This is a genomic window from Bordetella genomosp. 9 (assembly GCF_002261425.1).
Classification (GTDB): domain Bacteria; phylum Pseudomonadota; class Gammaproteobacteria; order Burkholderiales; family Burkholderiaceae_B; genus Bordetella_C.
On the sequence record NZ_NEVJ01000003.1, the window covers coordinates 2,069,312 to 2,086,309 of the forward strand.

The following is a 16,998-nucleotide window of genomic DNA, read 5'->3' on the forward strand; positions in this document are numbered from 1 at the left end:
TCGGGTCACGCGGGGCTGTCCCCACGCAGCTGTCGCCAGTCACCCGCCGCCCCGCGGCGCCGGGCCCTACGCGTGCGGATAGTCCTTCAGCCGCGGGCCGGCGGCCAGCGGCGTGCTGCGCAGGCGCATGCCGGTGGCGTCGGCGATGGCGTTGGCCACGCAGGCCGACGCCGGTCCTTGCGACGCCTCGCCCGCGCCCAGGAAGGGCGCGCCGGGACGGTCGATCAGGTGCACTTCTATCTTGTCCGGCACATTGGAAAAACGCAGGATCGGATAGGTGCTCCAGTCGAAGGTGGTGACCCGCCGCTTGTCGAAATGCAGCTGTTCGTACAGCGTCCAGCTGGTGGACTGGATGATGCCGCCCTCCACCTGGTTGCGCACGCCGTCCGGATTGACGATCTGCCCGGTGTCGATGGCGGCGACCGCGCGATGGACGTGCACCTCGCCCGAATCGCGGTCCACTGTCAGCTCCATGCCGATGGCCAGGTAGGCCATCAGGTTCTTGTACATGGCGAAGGAAAAGCCGAAGCCGCGGCCCGGTTCGCGCTTGCGCTTGGGATCCCAGCCGAAGCGTTGGGCCGCCAGCTGGATCACGTCGCGGGCGCGCGGGTCCTTGATGTGCCGCAGGCGGTATTCCACCGGATCGGCCTGGGTCGCCGCCGCCAGCTCGTCCATGAAGCTTTCGATGGCGAAGATGTTCATGTAGGCGCCCAGCGACCGCATCGCCGACACGCGCAAGGGCATCTCGGGTATGAAGTGATGCAGCACCTTGGCGTTGGGGAAAGCGTACAGCGGGATGCTGTTGCGGTCGCCGCCGCCCTCCGGCATGGGAATCGGCACGGGCGGCGCGGGCGTGAACGGCTGCGCCAGCGCCCAGGTCGGGATCATGCGGCCGGCATTGTCGATGCGCTGGTTATGGCCGTTGCTCCATATCTCGTACTGCCAGTCCACCACATTGCCCTGGGCGTCCAGCGACGCCTGCACTTCGGTCACCATGGGCGGACCGGCAGGCTCCCAGGTATGTTCCTGGTCGCGCATCCATTGCACGCGCACGGGACGTCCCGGCACGGCGCGGGCGACCAGCGCCGCGTCGGCGGCCACGTCATCCGCGCCGTTGTGGCCGTAGCAGCCCGAACCTTCCACGTGGATGCAGCGCACCTTGTCCTGCGGTAGCGACAGCATTTCCGCCAGGCCCTTGCGCAGCGGGAAAACGCCTTGCGTATGCGTCCATACCGTCATCGCGCCATTGTCGAAATGGCCGATGGCGCAGGAGGGCCCGATGGAGCCGTGGGTCAGATACGGCTTGGAATAGCGCGCCTTCAGGGTGCGCACGCCGGGCGCGGCGGGGCCCTTGCGGTCGATCACGTCGATTTCGCGCGAAGGCAGCGACTTCAGGTAGTCGTGGATGCCGGCTTCGTCCGGCAGCACATAGGTTTCTTCCCATTGCGCCGACTGCGCCAGGGCGCGCATGGCGACGATGGCCTGCCATTCGTCCTGGGCCACCACGGCCAGGTAGTTGCCGTCGTGGACAACCTTGATCACGCCGGGCATGGCCTGCACGCCGTCGAAGTCGGCCTTGATCAGCCTGGCGCCATAGGATGGCTGGCGCACCACGCGCGCGTGCACCATGCCGGGCAGGCGCATGTCCTGCACATAGCTGGCGCCGCCGGTCACCTTGCCCGGGATGTCCACGCGCGGCATGGACTGGCCCAGCACCGTGTGGGTCCGGGGATCCTTCAGGGAAGATTCCGGCTGGGCGGCGCGATGCAGGTCCAGGCCGGCAACCGCTTCCCCATAGGTCAGGCGCCGGCCGTCGGGCGCCTGGATCACGCCCTGGGCGACGGTCAGCGTATCGACGGCCACCTTCAGGCGGTCCGCCGCGGCTTGCACGAGCAGCCCGCGCACCTGCGCGGCGGCGTTCAGGATGGCGGTGCCGCTGTCGGCCACCGAATGGCTGCCGGCGGTATAGCCTTCGTTGGGCGTGCGCCCCGTGTCGGCGGTGACCAGATGCACCGCTTCCGGCGCGACGTCCAGTTCTTCCGCCGCGATCTGGATGAACGCCGTGCGCACGCCGGTGCCGAGCTCGGCCTTGCCCGTGAAGACGGTGAGCTTGCCGGTTTCGTCCAGCCTGACCCAGGCGTCCAGCATGGGCGTGGTGTTCAGGTTGCCAGGCAATTTCGGGCCCTTGGACGCGGCTTCCTGCGCCATGGCGGGCATGTGGGGCAGCAGCGAAAAGCCGACGGTGATGGCGCCGGCGGCCAGGAAGCGGCGGCGCGTCGGGTCATGGGGCAGTTCGCGCGATGCGCCCGATGGATGTCGCGGGGCGCTCGGGCGCGCGGTCCGGCTTGCGCTCATTTGGCGGCTCCCGTGGCGGCGAGGGTCTCGCCATTGGTGGCGCCGGCGGCGCGCAGGGCGGTCGCCGCGTCCGCGATCGCGGCCAGGATGCGCATATGGGTGCCGCAGCGGCACAGATTGGGCTGCATGTGCGCGCGGATTTCCTCTTCGCTGGGCGAACTATTGCGATCCAGCAGGGCCTGCGCGCGCATCACCATGCCGGCGATGCAATAGCCGCACTGCGCGGCCTGTTTGTCGATGAAGGCCTTCTGCAGCGGACCGGGATGGTCGGCCGTTCCCAGGCCTTCGATCGTCCGTATCTTGCGGCCCTGGGCGGCCGCGGCGGGAAACTGGCAGGAGAACACCGGCTCCTGGTCGACGATGACGGTACAGGCGCCGCACTGGCCCATGCCGCAGCCGAACTTGGCGCCGTTCAATTCCAGGTGGTTGCGCAGCGCGTACAGCAAGGGCATCGACGGATCGATGTCCAGCTCATGCGCCGTGCCGTTGACGGTCAGGGTAATCATTTGGACGTGTTCTCCTTGCGGATCTTCGCGACCGAGTCATCCAGTCCGGTCCAGGCGGGACGCTGCGCGATGCTCACGCGGGTAAAGGCCAGGATGTCGGCAATCTGCTGATCGTTCAGGGTGTGCGCGAAAGAAGGCATGTAATGGGATGCGGCGGAGCCCCGCAGGGGGATGCCCTGCAGGATCAGGTTGATGGCGTTGCGCGGGCTGTCGGCGTTGACGACGGAGCTCAATGCCAGCGACGGGCGCTCGCCTATGGTCGTCATGGGGGCAGACGCGGCGTGGCAGGCGGCGCAGGTGGACGTGAACAGCGCCGCGCCGCGTTGCAGGCGATCGGCGTCGGCCTGGCTCCCTGCCTGGGCCGGCGCGGGTGCGCTGGCCGGCGCTGATGCCGGCGCCTGCGTCATGGAAGACGCCGGCGCCGCACCCGCCGCCTGGCCATCGGCCACCGGCGCCGAGCCGTCCAGCGACAGCAGATACACCGCCATGGCGCGCACGTCGCTTTCCGAGACCAGGCCCAACTGGCGCGTGACCGGCTCCATCGGGCCGGCGGCGGCGCCGTGCTGGCTGGCCAGGCCGGTGCGCAGGTAGGAAGTCAGCTGGTCGACCGTCCAGGCGGGCTGCTTGTGTCCCAGCGCGTTCAGCGGCGGCACGTCCCAGCCGTCGATGCTGCCGCCCGCGAACGGCTTGCCGCTGTCTTCGGCGCCCAGGACCGTCATGGGGGTATGGCAGGCGGCGCAGTGCCCCGGGCCTTCGACCAGATAACGGCCGCGCAGCCACTCGGCGCTGTGCGAGGCATCGTCCGGCAGCGGGCCGGGATGCAGGTACAGCAGGTTCCATCCCGCGATCAGCGGCCGGAAGCCCAGCGGAAAGGTCAGCTGGTTATCGCGCGCCGGCGCATGCACGGGCGTGCGCGTCATCATGTACGCGTACAGGTCCTTGATGTCGGCATCCGACATGCGCGTGAAATGCGGATACGGGAAGGCCGGATACAGCAGATGCCCGTCGCGCGACACGCCTTCGCGCATCGCCCGCGTGAAGGCGGCCAGCGACCAGTTGCCGATACCCGTCTGCGGATCCGGCGTGATGTTGGTGCTGTAGAGCGTGCCGAAAGGCGTATCCAGCGGCATGCCGCCGGCATAGGATTTCCCGCCGGCGACGGTATGACAGGACACGCAATCCCCGACGGACGCCAGTTGCGCGCCGCGAGAGATCGACTGCGCATCGAACGAAGCCGCCGCGGGCGGGTCGATGGGATCGATGGCGTTGCGGTACGCGAACGAACAGGCGGCCACGCCGCCGACTACCACGATCGCAAGCACGCCTGCCGCGATGGATCTGCCTTTCATCCGAACCCCTTCAATGCGTCAACGCCATTGGGGCGGACTGTAGCGCCCGACCCTGACATTCGATTGAAATGCGCCGAAGTTTCCACGATCTGGATATTTACTCCCGCCAGGGCGGCCGACGCCAGTGGAAAGCCTACTTCCACATGCTGAAAGCGGCGCCCAGAGGAAGCGCGGCGGCGCCGCGCTGTCAGCAGCCTTAAACCCCTATGCCGTTGCCGGCATGACGGGATGCCGCCCGCACGGCGTGTAACATCGCCACGCTTGGGGCCCCGCCCCTCCCACATTCCGGAGCACTGCCTTGAAATACCGCAAACTCGGCCGTACCGATATCGACGTCAGCCTGATCGGCCTGGGCACCATGACCTTCGGCGAGCAGAATTCCGAAGCCGACGCGCATCAGCAGCTGGACTATGCGCTCGAGCATGGCATCAATCTGGTCGACACCGCCGAGATGTACCCCGTCCCGCCCAAGGCGGAGACCCAGGGCCGCACCGAAACCTATATCGGCACCTGGATCGCCAAGAGCAAGCGGCGCCAGGACATCGTGCTGGCCAGCAAGATCGCCGGCCCCGTGCGCGACCCGAAGCGGCCCGGCCACATCCGCGAAGGCAAGACCTTGCACGACCGCAAGAACCTGACCGCCGCGCTGGACGCCAGCCTCAAGCGCTTGCAGACCGACTACCTGGACCTGTATCAGCTGCACTGGCCCGACCGCACCACCATGACCTTCGGCCAGAACGCCTATCCCTGGGTCAAGGACGACAACACCACCCCCATCGCGGAGACGCTGTCGGTGCTGCAGGATTTCGTCAAGCAGGGCAAGGTGCGCCATATCGGCGTGTCGAACGAAACGCCATGGGGCGTGGCGCAGTTCATCCGCCATGCGGAAGTCGACGGCCTGCCCCGCATCGTTTCCATCCAGAATGCCTACAACCTGCTCAATCGGCTGTTCGAACAGGGGCTGTCGGAATTCGCCCATCATGACGACGTCGGCCTGCTGGCGTATTCGCCGCTGGCCATGGGCATGCTGACGGGCAAGTACGAAAACGGCGCGCGGCCGGCGGGCTCGCGCCTGGCGGTGTTCTCGCGCTTCACGCGCTACAACAGCCCGGAAGCCGAAGCGGCCAGCAGCGCCTATGTGGCGCTGGCGAAGCAGCACGGCCTGACACCGACCCAGCTGGCGCTGGCTTTCATCAACCAGCAGCCCTTCGTCACCAGCAACCTGATCGGCGCGACGAACCTGGCGCAGCTGAAGGAAAACATCGAAAGCGTGAACGTCACGCTCGATGCCGGCATCCTCGCGGAAATCGACGCCATCCATCGCCGCCTGCCCAATCCCGCGCCCTGAGCATCGCGCCTGAACCGGCGCCGAACACTCCATCGCGGTGGCCTTCGGAGGACAACCTTCGAAGGTCTTTTTTTTTGCCGCCGGGCCGCCCCAAGGCAAAAAGCGCCCCCTTTGGGGGGCAGCAAGCCGGTTTGCCGGCGCAGCGTGGGGGCCATTTTTTGCCGCCGGGCCGCCCCAAGGCAAAAAGCGCCCCCTTGGGGGGCAGCAAGCCGGTTTGCCGGCGCAGCGTGGGGGCCTTTTTTTTTTGCGCCGCGGCTTGGCGGCAAGCGGTCATGTCCGGGCTGACATTGATTTGAAATCAAGATTGACCCACATGTATCCACGGCGATAGGCTGTTCCAGGCGGTGGTATCTGCCGCCATGCATGCCCCGCATTGCATCCCCGCAATGCGCATTCATGACCAGCCAGGGAACCCGATGAGCGCCAGCGATGAAAACCCCGATCTTTCCAGCCGAGTCGCGGCGGCGCTGCCCACGCGGCGCGCGCTCTACTACGGCGGTCGCTGGCATGAACCGCTGTCCGGGGAACAGGGACGCAGCCTCAATCCCGCCACCCAGGAAGACCTGGGCCCCTATGCCGTCGCGGACGCGGCCGACGTCGACGCCGCGGTGCGCTCGGCCAGCGCGGCCGCCGGCGCCTGGCGCGCGACGCCGCCGCTGGAACGCGCGGCCCTGCTGCGCCGCGCCGCCACCATCGTGCGCGAACATGCCTGGGAACTGGCGCTGATCGACGCCGCGGATTGCGGCAATCCCGTGCGGCAGATGCGCGACGATGCCGTGATCGCCGCCACCCAGCTGGAGTACTTCGCCGGCCTGGTGCTGGAGCTGAAAGGCGAAACCATCCCCACCCAGAACGGCTCGCTGGACTACACGCTGCGCGAACCCCTGGGCGTGGTGGCGCGCATCATTCCGTTCAACCACCCTTTCATGTTCGCCGCCGGCAAGATCGCCGCGCCGCTCGCGGCGGGCAATACCGTGATCGTCAAGCCGCCGGAGCAGGCGCCGCTGTCCAGCCTGCGGCTGTTCGAACTGATCGGCGATCTATTTCCGCCGGGCGTGCTGAACTGCCTGACCGGCGATCGCGCCACCGGCGCCGCGCTGTCCGCGCACGACGGCGTCGCGGCGGTCGCCTTGATCGGCAGCGTCAACGCCGGCAAGGCCGTCATGCGCACCGCCGCCGACGGGCTGAAAAAAGTATTGCTGGAGCTGGGCGGCAAGAACGCCATGCTGGTGTACCCGGACGCCGATCCCGACAAAGCGGCCCTGGGCGCCGTGCGCGGCATGAACTTCACCTGGTGCGGCCAGTCCTGCGGCTCCACCAGCCGCCTGTTCCTGCACGAGTCCGTCCACGACAGCATGCTGGCCCGCATCGTCGCGCTGACGGCGGACATGCACCGGCCCGGCCTGCCCACCGATACGCGAACGACCATGGGGGCGCTGGTCTCGCGCGACCAGATGGACAAGAGCCTGTCGTACATCGCGTCGGCCGTCGCCGAAGGCGCCCGCATCGCCCACGGCGGGCGCCGTTGCGAAGACGCGGCCCTGCGCGACGGCTATTTCGTCGAACCCACCATCCTGGCCGGCGTCACGTCGGCGATGCGGGTGGCGCGCGAGGAAATCTTCGGTCCGGTGCTCGCCGTCATCAAGTGGTCGGACGAGGACGCCCTGTTCGCCGCCGTCAACGGCGTCGAATATGGCCTGACGGCCTCCATCTGGACGCGCGACCTGGCCACCGCCCATCGCGCCGCGGCGCGCGTGCAGGCCGGATACGTCTGGATCAACGGCTCGTCCAATCACTTCATCGGCGCTCCTTTCGGCGGCTACAAGCAGTCCGGCATCGGGCGGGAGGAATGCAAGGAAGAGCTGCTGGAGTTCACGCAGGTCAAGAACGTCAACGTCACGCTGGACTGAGGTCCGCGCATCCGGATGCCCATGCAAAACAATCCAACCGCCCCGCGCTGGGGCAGCGACTACCTGGCCAGCCTGATGCGCCATATCGGCCTGGAATACGTCGCCCTGAATCCGGGCGCCAGCTTTCGCGGCCTGCACGATAGCCTGGTCAACTACCTGGGCGACGAAGCGCCGCGCATGTTGACCGTGCTGCACGAAGAACATGCGGTGGCCATCGCCCATGGCTATGCCAAGGTGACCGGCCGCCCCATGGGCGCGATCCTGCACGCCAACGTCGGGCTGATGCACGGTTCCATGGCGATTTTCGATGCCTATTGCGATCGCGTGCCGGTGCTGGTGTTCGGCGCCACCGGTCCCGTGGACACGGCGCGCCGCCGGCCCTGGATCGATTGGCTGCACACGTCCAAGGACCAGGGCGCGCTGGTGCGCAGCTTCGTCAAATGGGACGCCGAACCGGCGTCGCTGGAAGCCGCGCGCGACGCCGTCCTGCGCGCGCGGCAGATCGCCACCACGCTGCCGCAAGGTCCGACCTATGTGTGCTTCGACAGCGCGCTGCAGGAAGCGCCCTGCCCCGACGCACCGGCGCTTCCCGTCCTGGACCGCTACCAGCCGCCGCGTCCGCCGGGCCTGTCCGACGCATTGGCGCGCGAGACCGCGGGTATCCTGTACCGGGCACGGCGGCCGGTCATCCTGGCGGGCCGCGTATCGCGCGACGAACAGGATTGGCGGCGGCGCGTCGCGCTGGCGGAGCATTGCGGCGCGACGGTGCTGACCGACTTCAAGGTCGGCGCCGCCTTTCCGACACGCCATCCCCTGCACGGCGCCGCGCCGGGCTACTTCATGGGACCGGACGGCCTGGCGGCGCTGCGCGAGGCGGACGTGATACTGAGCCTGGACTGGGTCGACCTGGCGGGCACGCTGCGGACCGCCTTCGGCACCGACACCGCGCCGGCGCACGTGATCCAGGTGTCGCTGGACCAGACGCTGCACAACGGCTTCGGCGGCGAACATCAGGGGCTGACGGGCATCGACACCTATCTGATGTGCGATCCGGATGCCTACACTGCCCAGGCGCTGGCCATGCTGCCGGCGCTGGGCGCGCCGCGCTGGACGTCGGGGTTGACATCACATGACGCCACCACGCCCGCCCCGGCGCCGCGCGGCGGCGCGGACGGACCGAACGGCATACCGCTGACCGTCTTCGCTCGCACGATCAGCGCCTGCCTGCGGCGCAATGCGCCGGCCTGCCTGGTGCGCGCCAACCTGGGATGGCCCGGCGACGCGCACCCTTTCGAACATCCGTTGGACTACCTGGGATACGACGGCGGCGCCGGCGTGGGCTCGGGCCCCGGCATGTCGGTGGGCTCGGCGCTCGCCTTGAAAGGCACGGGCCGCCTGCCTGTCGCGGTGCTGGGCGACGGCGATTTCCTGATGGGCGTCACGGCCTTCTGGACGGCCGTCCGCTACGGCATCCCGCTGCTGGCGATCATCGCCAACAACCGGTCTTTCTTCAATGACGAAGTGCACCAGGAGAAAGTCGCGATGGTGCGCGACCGGCCCGTCGAAAACAAATGGATAGGACAGCGCCTGGAAACGCCCGAAGTCGATATCGCGGCGATGGCCCGCGCGCAGGGCGCGCAGGCGTGGGGGGGTATCGATACGCTGGCCGGGCTGGAGCGCGTGCTCGATGTCGCCATCGCCGAGGTCCGCGCCGGCAAAGTCGCGGTCATCGACGTGCGCGTCGGGCGCGAATATGCGCCGGCCATGGCCAATGCCTTGAAGCGCGGCGATTAGGACGCGCGCGAGGGGTCGGACCGAGCCAGGCCAGCGCGGCCCGGGCCTCACCGGCCTGGCGCCGCACCGGCCAGGCCGTCAGGAAGGCCCGATATACCGCGCGCGTGGCCGCACCAGGAAACCGGCCAGCCGCTGCTCCAGCGCATGCGCCACCCAGCCGGCGGCGCGTCCCACCGACATCAGCGCGCCCGGCGCGCCGGCCGGCGTGGCCAGGACCGCGCACAGCACGGCCAGGGCCATCGGCAGGTTCGGCTTCAGGCCCAGCTCTTCATGCGCGCGATCGACGCACTTCAGCGCCGTCTTTCCGCGCGCCCCGGCGGGGCCGATCTCGCGCGCCAGTTCCAGCAGCAGCGTCGCGCGCGGGTCGCCTTCGGGATAGAGCGGATGCCCATAGCCGGGCACCGGACTCTTGCGCGACAGCAATCCCTTCAGATGATCCAGGTAGGCGTCGGCGGTCTTTGCCTGGGCCAGCGCGACTTCGGCCTGCTCGCAGCCCAGTCCGGTCAGCATGCCTTCGAAGGCGCCGAGCGCCGTCGTCACGCAGGAGAACAGATCCGCGCCCGCCGACGCCGCGATACGCGCGGCGAAGGTGGCCGGCGCAAGCTCGTTGTCCGCGCTCAGGATCAAGGCGGCGTCCAGGATGCGCAGGTGCGCCGGCGTGGCCTTGATGCCCAGATTGTCGGCCAGCACCCCCGCGATCGGCCGCGGTGCATCGTGCAGGACGAAAGCCGGCTTGGCCGCCAGCAAGCCGGTCGCGGCCGCCATCGCCTGGGTCAGCTGCCGCGCCGCGAGCGTGGGTGCCCCAAGCGTCAGTTCCGGATTGCGGCCCAGGCTGGCGGCATAGGCCTCCACCGCCACCGACAGCAGGCGGCGCGATTGATTGCGCGCCGCCACCTGGGTGATGCCATCCGCCAGGGCCTGGAAACCGGCCCCCGGTCGCGCGGGCTGCCAGACGACCGGCGCGTCCGGCAGGATCCCGTTCCACAGCAATTCCGTGCAGTCTTCGAAGCCGCGGTGCGCGCGCACCAGATCGGCCGCCGATTTGCCGCGATAGCGCGGACCGTCGGGACCGATGGCGGTGATCGAAGTCTGCATCACCGCGTTGCCGCCCCAGCGGATCATCCGTTCCCCGCCGGCCCCGGTCGTCGACCGGGTGCGGCCGCGCGCGCCCAGGGCTTCCAGGTCCTCCACGTAATACAGGTTGCCTTTGCCGCCCACCGCCGGCACCACCCGTATCCAGCCGCGGCTGACGTAGGCATACAGCGTCTGCATCTTGATGCCCAGGCGTTCGATCGCCGCGCGGGCGTCCACCAGCGTGCCGGCGGCCTGGCTGGGCGCGTCTTCGCGCGCCGGCGGTATGGCGATTTTCCTGCGTGAATTTTCCATCCTGGGTTTCCATGCGCCGTGATCCACACCGCGAGGCTACAGGTTGATTGATTGTAAATCAATCTATACATACATTGATTTGAATCCTACGATGACATCGCCAACGCATAAAACCAAGAATCCCGGAGACAAGCATGTATGACCGCCAAGCCCCCGCGTCGAAACCGCCCGCCATCCGCGCGATCCGCGCGTCGATGGCACGATGGACGGCCGGCCCCCGGCGCGCCGCGCTGGCGCTGCTGCCAGCCGTCATGCTGGCCGGCGCCTGCCAGGCCGCGTACCCCGAACATCCCGTCACGCTGGTGTCCGCCTTCCCGCCCGGCGGCAGCACCGACGTGATCGGCCGCATGCTGTCGCCCAAGCTGGGCGAGATCTTCAAGCAGACCTTCATCGTGGAGAACCGGGCGGGCGCATCGGGCAACATCGCCAGCGAATACGTGGTCCGCTCCGCGGGCGATGGCGAAGTCATCCTGATCGGCAACAACACCATGACCGTCAACGCGGCCCTGGGCGTCAAGCAGAACTTCGACCTGCAGAAGGACCTGACCCCCATCATCGCCATCGCGGAAACGCCGGTGGCGCTGGCCGTCAGCAGCAAACTGCCGGTGAATTCGGTGCAGGAACTGATCGCCTACGGCAAGGCGCATCCGGGCACGCTGAGCTTCTCGTCCTGCGGCACCGGCACCGCGCAGCATTTCGCGGGCGTCGAGTTCGCCCACCGCGCCGGCATCGACATGGTCCACGTTCCCTACAAGGGCTGCGCGCCGGCCCTGACCGATGGCCTGGGCGGCCAGGTGCCCGTCATGTTCAACGCCATCTCCAACATCGATCCGCAGCTCAAGAGCGGCAAGATCAAGCTGCTGGCGGTCGCCACCAAGCACCGCGTCCCATTCCATCCCGACGTGCCGGCGCTGGCCGAAATGCCCGGCTTCCAGGACTACGACTTCGCCGTGTGGCTGGGATTTTTCGTCACCGCGAAAACCCCGCAGCCCCTGGTCGACAAGCTGCGCAAGGAATTCCTCGCGCTGGCGCGCGAAAAGGAAACCCGCGACGCGCTTACGCAGCGGCTGTTCGTGCCGCTGGACATGGACGGACCGCAACTGAAACAGCAGATCGCCACCGAACTGGTGAAATGGAAGAAGCTTGCCGATGAATACCGCATCACCATCGATTGACGGCGGGCGCGCCGGGTCCTCCCGCCCAGACGGGTCCGGGGTGGGCGCATGAGCCGCTCGATTCCCCGTCTCCGCCTCGAGGACATGCGGCCGGACCTGGCCGACTACCTGACGCCGCGCGTGCGGCGGCTGAACTACCTGGGCGAACTCTTCCAGGTCAGCGGGCATGCGCCTGGCGTACTGCTTACCTTCATGCAGTTCACCGAGGCGCTGAAGGACGCCCTGCCCGATCGCCTGGCGGAAACCGCGGTGCTCACCACGGCCACGCTGATGGAAAACGCCTACGAACGCAATCAGCACGAGCGGCTGTGCGTGCGCCTGGGCTGCGGCCGAGACTGGATCGGCGAGGTCGAACGGTTGGAGCCCGATCGCGCCACGCTGATGACGGACGCGGAACGCGCGGTGCAGGCCTACGTGATCGCCGCGGTAGCCACGCGCGGCCTGCGGGCGCAGGATGAATTCGAACGCGTGGCGGCGCTGCTCCCGGCCGATCAGGCCGTGGCGGTGGCCATGCTGGTGGGGCGCTACGTGACGCACGCGCTGATCGTCAACACTTTCCAGCTATCGCCGCCCGTGCCCTCGATCTGGGAAGACGGTTTCGGCCTGCCCCCCACGGCGGCCACCGCGCACACCACCAAGCCATGACAGGAGCCATGATGAACGCAGACCCCGTCTGGATCACCGAATCGCAGGTCACGTCCCTGCTGACGCTGTCGGAGGCCATCCCCGCGCTGGAACAGGGCCTGCGGCTGCAGGCGCAGGGCCAGGCCGAAAGCATGCCCAAGACCATGCTGCAGTTCGGCCGCAACAACCTGCATGCGCTGGGCGCGCGCCTGGACGACTACGTCGGCACCAAGACCTGGGCGCATACCGAAGGCGGCACCAGCCCCCTGCTGCTGCTGTGGAATGCCGGCGACGGCCAGTTGGCGGCGGTGATCGAAGCCTTCGCGCTGGGCAACCTGCGCACCGGCGGTACGACCGGACTGGCCACCGATTGGCTGGCTCGCGCGGATGCCCATACGCTGGCGATGGCGGGCACCGGCAAGCAGGCCCTGTCCCAGGTCGCCGCGGTGCTGGCGGTGCGGAGCATCCGCGAAGTGCGGGTCTACAGCCCCACCGCCGCCAAACGCGAGGATTTCGCCGCCCGCATCGCCGACGAATTTGCCGATCGCCAGGTGCGGGCCCGCGCCTGCGCCAGCATGGCCGCCGCCTGCGATGGCGCCGACATCGTCACGCTGGCGACGCGCGCGCGCGAACCTTTCCTGGCGGCGGGCATGGCGGCCCGCGGCGCCCACATCAATGCGATTGGCGCGATCGCGCCGGACCGCGAAGAATTCGAGCAGGGCGTTTTCGACCGCGCCGCCGCCGTCGTGGTGGACGACCTGTCCAGCGTCCGCGCGCTGTCGCGCGAATTCCGCACGCGCTACGGCGACGACTGGAGCGGCGTGCAAACCCTGGCCGAGCGCATCCAGCGCCAGGACCGGCGGCCGGCGCAAGCCGACCTGACCCTGTTCAAGGCCATGGGCATGGGAATATCCGACGTCGCGCTGGGCGCCGAAATCCTGCGGCGTGCGCGCCAGCAGGGCGTCGGGCGCGCCATGCCGGCGCCGGTCAAGAGCAAACCCCGGTTTTTCGCGGCGGCGCCGGCCGTCCAGGCCGGCTGATACCGAATCCATACCGATACACGGAGACCATCATGAGCGAATACCACCGCGACTTCGCGCGCGTCAATGGCAGCTTCCTCGACTGCGGCGGACAGCCGCCCGAATCGCGCAACACGCAATGGGCGCCCATCGTCGTGACCAAGGAAGAAATCGACGCGGAGGTCGAACGCCTGGCATCGTCGCCGCTGCCCTCGTCGGGCCGCCGAGAATCGCTGATCGTGCACCCTTCGGCACGCGAGTTCGCGCCGGGCATGGCGCCCGGCATCCAGGTGCGCCTGTCCGTGCTGAAACCGGGCGAACGCACCGAGCCTTTCCGGCACAACGCCACCGAGGTCAACTTCTGCATCCGCGGCCAAGGCGTGACCGAGGTCGCCGGCCAGCACATCGCCTTCAAGCAGTACGACGTCTGGAATCACCCGAGCTATTCCCACTACAGCCACCGCAACGACGGGCAGGATCTGCAGGTGCGCCTGACCTACTCCAACGTGCCGCTGCTGCAGTTCATGGACATCTACGTGACCGACCTCACGCCGCCGGGCAGCGGTGCCGCACCCGCCGCCGCGCCCGCCAAGGCGGCGGACGATCCGCGCCGCCGCAATCCCTACGGCATGTTCCCCATTACCGATGACGGCGGGCTGCTGATGCCCTATGAAACGCTGATCAATCCCACGGCGGTGGAGTCGCGTCCGCTGCATTTCGCCTGGGACAAGGTCAAGCCGCAGCTCGACAAGCTGGAAGCGCTGGGCAAGGAATACATCGGCCGCCGGCTGTACATGTACTACAACCCCGCGACCGGCCGCTTCAACGGCATCACGCCGAACTTCTTCGCCACCATGACGATACGGCCGCCCAAGATCATCGACCGCCCGCACCGCCACGTGTCCGCCGCGATCAACTACTACTTCTCCGGCAGCGGCTACAGCAGCGTGGCGGGCAACCGCTATGAATGGAAGGCCGGCGACCTGATGCTGTCGGCGCCGGGCTGGGCGGTGCACAACCACGCTTCCTACGACGACTACGTGTACGAGCTGACGGTGCAGGACCAGCCGCTGAACATCTACATGGAATCGCTGCTGTGGCAGGAAGACCTGCACCACCCCGCCGTCGTGCTGGGCAAGCAGGAAGGATTCATGACCAATCGCAAGGCCGCCTGAACACGCCGGAGCACGCAATGATCACTCTGCAGAAGGACGCCCTGCGCGGCTCCATTCCCCCTATCGTGACGCCTTTCAAGGATGGCAAGGTGGACTATGACCGCCTGGCCGGGCTGATCGATTTCCAGGCCAGGAACGGCACGCACGGGGTACTCATCAACGGCACGACGTCGGAACCTTCCACCCTGACGGTGGAAGAACGCAACCAGGCGGTCACCGTCGCGGTGGAGGCCGCGCGCGGCCGCCTGCAGGTCGTGGCGGCCACCGGCTCGCAATCGCACGCGGAAAGCGCGGTGCTCAGCGAACACGCGGCCAGGGCCGGCGCCGATGCGCTGCTGCTGGTGACGCCGTACTACATCCGTCCGCCGCAGCGGGGCGTGGCCGCCTACTTCATCGATATCGGCCGGCGCGTCGACATTCCGCTGATGATGTATCACATCCCCGGCCGCACGGCTTTCAAGACCGACCTGCGCACCTTGGAAGAGATCGCCGAAGCCCTGCCGCACTTCGTCGGCATCAAGCACGCGGTGGACGACCATTCCTTCGTGACGGAGATGCTGCACCGCTTCGGACCGGAGTTTCGCGTGTTCGTGGGATTGGAGGAATTCACCTTTCCCATGATGTGCCTGGGCGCCGGCGGCACCATGAACGCGGTGGCCAACGTCGCGCCGCGCGAGGTGGCCGAGCTGTGCAACCTGGTGCGGGCGGGCCGGCTGGAGGAAGCCCGCGCCCTGCACTACCGGCTGTTCGAACTGATGAAGATGGTCTTCTGGGACACCAATCCGATCCCGCTGAAGTACCTGATGAAACGGCTCGGCCTGCTGGAGCGCAACGAACACCGGCTGCCGATGCTGCCGGCCACGCCGGAGCTGGAGCGGCGCATCGACGAGCTGGCCGACAGGCTGGCGCTGACGGCGCGCTAGCAGCCGGCGCCCCGCGGATTACCGGCCGTGGCGCCGCGCCGAGGCGGCGGCCGCCACCCGTGGCTCACCGGGCGGTGGCACCGAGCCGCGCCACTTCGCCGGCGTCCGTCATCGCCGCCACCTTCCAGCATGCGTCCGCCAGGCGCTGCGCCTGGTCCCGCTGCATGACCTCGGCCGCCAGGCCATGGAATTTTTCTTCCAGGTCCGCGTCGGACATCGGGCGTGCCAGGGTGCCGAGCGCCTCGGGCACATGGCGGTCCAGCTCACGGCCGTCCTTCAGCACGATGCGCACGCGCCCTTCCAGCTTGCGCATGTGCGGATCCAGCGTGGTGGTCACGCGCTGGCGCAGCGCCACCACGGCCGGGTCCAGCACCGCCTGCGCGCTGAACTGCGCTTCGCCCGCGGCGCCGTAGACCAGCGCGGCGGCCAGCGCGTGATAGACGCTGAACTTGCCTTCCAGCCCGGTCCTGGGCTCCGTCTTGGCGGTGAGTTCCATGACCAGCGGCCCCACGGTCGCGTGCACGGCTTCGATCTGGTCGGGCCGCAACCCGTATTCCTTGCGCAGCTGCAGGCAGCCGTCGATCACCGCGTGCTGCACCAGGCCGCAGGCAAACGGCTTGTACATATTGCGCATCAGCTCGTATTGGCCGCCCAGGTTGCCGGTAATGACTTCCGGGTCGAAGCGATCGGACATCACGCGGCCGAAACCGCGCTTGGCCTCCAGCGCACGCGTCGAACTGGTGTAGCCGTGCTGCGCCATCAGGGCCGCGCCCAGGCCGTTCTGCGCCGCCTTGCCGGGATGCAGGCTCTTGCACATGCTGCCGAACATTTCCCGCAGGCCGGCCGACTGGGTTGCCGCGATGCCCAGCGCCCAGGCCATGCGTTCCTCGTCCAGGCCCAGCAGCTTGCCCGCGGCGGCGGCGGCGCCGAACACGCCGGCGGTGCCGGTGATATGCCAGCCCCGGTCGTAGTGCTCGGGAAACACCGACAGCCCGATGCGGATCTCCGCCTCGACGCCCAGCACGTAGGCATGCACCAGGTCACGGCCGCTGAACTTGCGCCATTCGCACAGCGCCAGCACCGCGGGCAGCACCGGCGCGCTGGGGTGCACCGCGCGATAGTGGGTATCGTCGAAGTCCAGCACGTGCGAACTGATGCCGTTGAGCAGCGCCGCGTGCAGGATATCCGCGCGGTCGGGCCGGCCGACGATCTGCGCCTGCGCCGCGCCGAAGAAGGGCTGGTAGGCGTCCAGCGCCGCCTGCACGGTGGCGTGGCGTGCCGCGCCCAGCGCGCAGCCGTACCAGTTGAGCAGGCCGCGCGATGCTTCGTGGACGACTTCCGCGGGCAGGTCTTCGTAGCGCGAGCCCACCAGGAAGCGGGCCAGGATGCGGGTGACTTCCTGCTGGTCGGGGGTAAGCGTGGATGTGGTCATGG

General features: G+C 68.4%; 13 protein-coding genes. 8 read left to right on the plus strand and 5 right to left on the minus strand.

What is annotated here, in order from left to right; genetic code table 11:
• Positions 1-66: 66 nt before the first annotated feature.
• The 3 genes from CAL26_RS20465 to CAL26_RS20475 are packed head-to-tail and all read right to left on the minus strand — an operon-like array spanning position 67 to position 4,210.
• A complete protein-coding gene (locus CAL26_RS20465) occupies positions 67-2,355 on the minus strand; it encodes a xanthine dehydrogenase family protein molybdopterin-binding subunit (protein WP_094848571.1) in 2,289 nt (762 codons plus the stop codon).
• The gene (locus CAL26_RS20470) at positions 2,352-2,861 is read right to left on the minus strand and encodes a (2Fe-2S)-binding protein (RefSeq protein ID WP_094848572.1); all 510 of its coding nucleotides are present in this window, start codon (positions 2,859-2,861) and stop codon (positions 2,352-2,354) included. The genes CAL26_RS20465 and CAL26_RS20470 overlap by 4 nt, the downstream gene beginning before the upstream one ends.
• Entirely contained in the window at positions 2,858-4,210 is a 1,353-nt protein-coding gene (locus CAL26_RS20475) for a cytochrome c (RefSeq protein WP_094848573.1), read from the minus strand. Before CAL26_RS20475 ends, CAL26_RS20470 begins: the two co-directional genes overlap by 4 nt.
• 298 nt (positions 4,211-4,508) lie before the next feature.
• Between CAL26_RS20475 and CAL26_RS20480 the strand changes: the two genes are divergently transcribed.
• The 3 genes from CAL26_RS20480 to CAL26_RS20490 all read left to right on the plus strand — a co-directional run bounded on the left by CAL26_RS20480 (position 4,509) and on the right by CAL26_RS20490 (position 9,262).
• Complete coding sequence (locus CAL26_RS20480) at positions 4,509-5,558, plus strand: NADP(H)-dependent aldo-keto reductase (RefSeq protein WP_094848574.1); 1,050 nt, start codon at positions 4,509-4,511, stop codon at positions 5,556-5,558.
• 416 nt (positions 5,559-5,974) lie between these two features.
• Positions 5,975-7,468, plus strand: coding sequence for an aldehyde dehydrogenase family protein (locus CAL26_RS20485; protein WP_094848575.1), 1,494 nt, complete (start codon positions 5,975-5,977; stop codon positions 7,466-7,468).
• A 21-nt stretch (positions 7,469-7,489) separates the two neighbouring features.
• Positions 7,490-9,262 (plus strand): thiamine pyrophosphate-binding protein, encoded by a 1,773-nt coding sequence (locus CAL26_RS20490; protein WP_256988543.1) that lies wholly within the window; start codon positions 7,490-7,492, stop codon positions 9,260-9,262.
• A 78-nt stretch (positions 9,263-9,340) separates the two neighbouring features.
• Here CAL26_RS20490 and CAL26_RS20495 read toward each other — a convergent pair whose 3' ends face one another.
• Positions 9,341-10,648: a citrate/2-methylcitrate synthase gene (locus CAL26_RS20495; RefSeq protein ID WP_094848577.1), complete on the minus strand. Its 1,308-nt coding sequence runs from the start codon at positions 10,646-10,648 to the stop codon at positions 9,341-9,343.
• Positions 10,649-10,782: 134 nt separating this feature from the next.
• On the opposite strand from CAL26_RS20495, the gene CAL26_RS20500 reads away from it, so the two are divergent.
• The 5 genes from CAL26_RS20500 to dapA are packed head-to-tail and all read left to right on the plus strand — an operon-like array spanning position 10,783 to position 15,564.
• A complete protein-coding gene (locus tag CAL26_RS20500; protein WP_094848578.1) occupies positions 10,783-11,823 on the plus strand; it encodes a Bug family tripartite tricarboxylate transporter substrate binding protein in 1,041 nt (346 codons plus the stop codon).
• Between the two features lie 48 nt (positions 11,824-11,871).
• Positions 11,872-12,468: a hypothetical protein gene (locus CAL26_RS20505; protein WP_094848579.1), complete on the plus strand. Its 597-nt coding sequence runs from the start codon at positions 11,872-11,874 to the stop codon at positions 12,466-12,468.
• 11 nt (positions 12,469-12,479) lie between these two features.
• Positions 12,480-13,487, plus strand: a complete 1,008-nt coding sequence (locus tag CAL26_RS20510) for an ornithine cyclodeaminase family protein (protein WP_094848580.1) — start codon at positions 12,480-12,482, stop codon at positions 13,485-13,487.
• 32 nt (positions 13,488-13,519) lie between these two features.
• The gene (locus CAL26_RS20515) at positions 13,520-14,641 is read left to right on the plus strand and encodes a cupin domain-containing protein (protein WP_094848581.1); all 1,122 of its coding nucleotides are present in this window, start codon (positions 13,520-13,522) and stop codon (positions 14,639-14,641) included.
• Positions 14,642-14,658: 17 nt separating this feature from the next.
• Positions 14,659-15,564 (plus strand): 4-hydroxy-tetrahydrodipicolinate synthase, encoded by a 906-nt coding sequence (gene dapA, locus CAL26_RS20520; protein ID WP_094848582.1) that lies wholly within the window; start codon positions 14,659-14,661, stop codon positions 15,562-15,564.
• 64 nt (positions 15,565-15,628) lie between these two features.
• On the opposite strand, the gene CAL26_RS20525 is transcribed toward dapA, so the two are convergent.
• A complete protein-coding gene (locus CAL26_RS20525) occupies positions 15,629-16,996 on the minus strand; it encodes an MmgE/PrpD family protein (RefSeq protein WP_094848583.1) in 1,368 nt (455 codons plus the stop codon).
• Positions 16,997-16,998 lie beyond the last annotated feature (2 nt).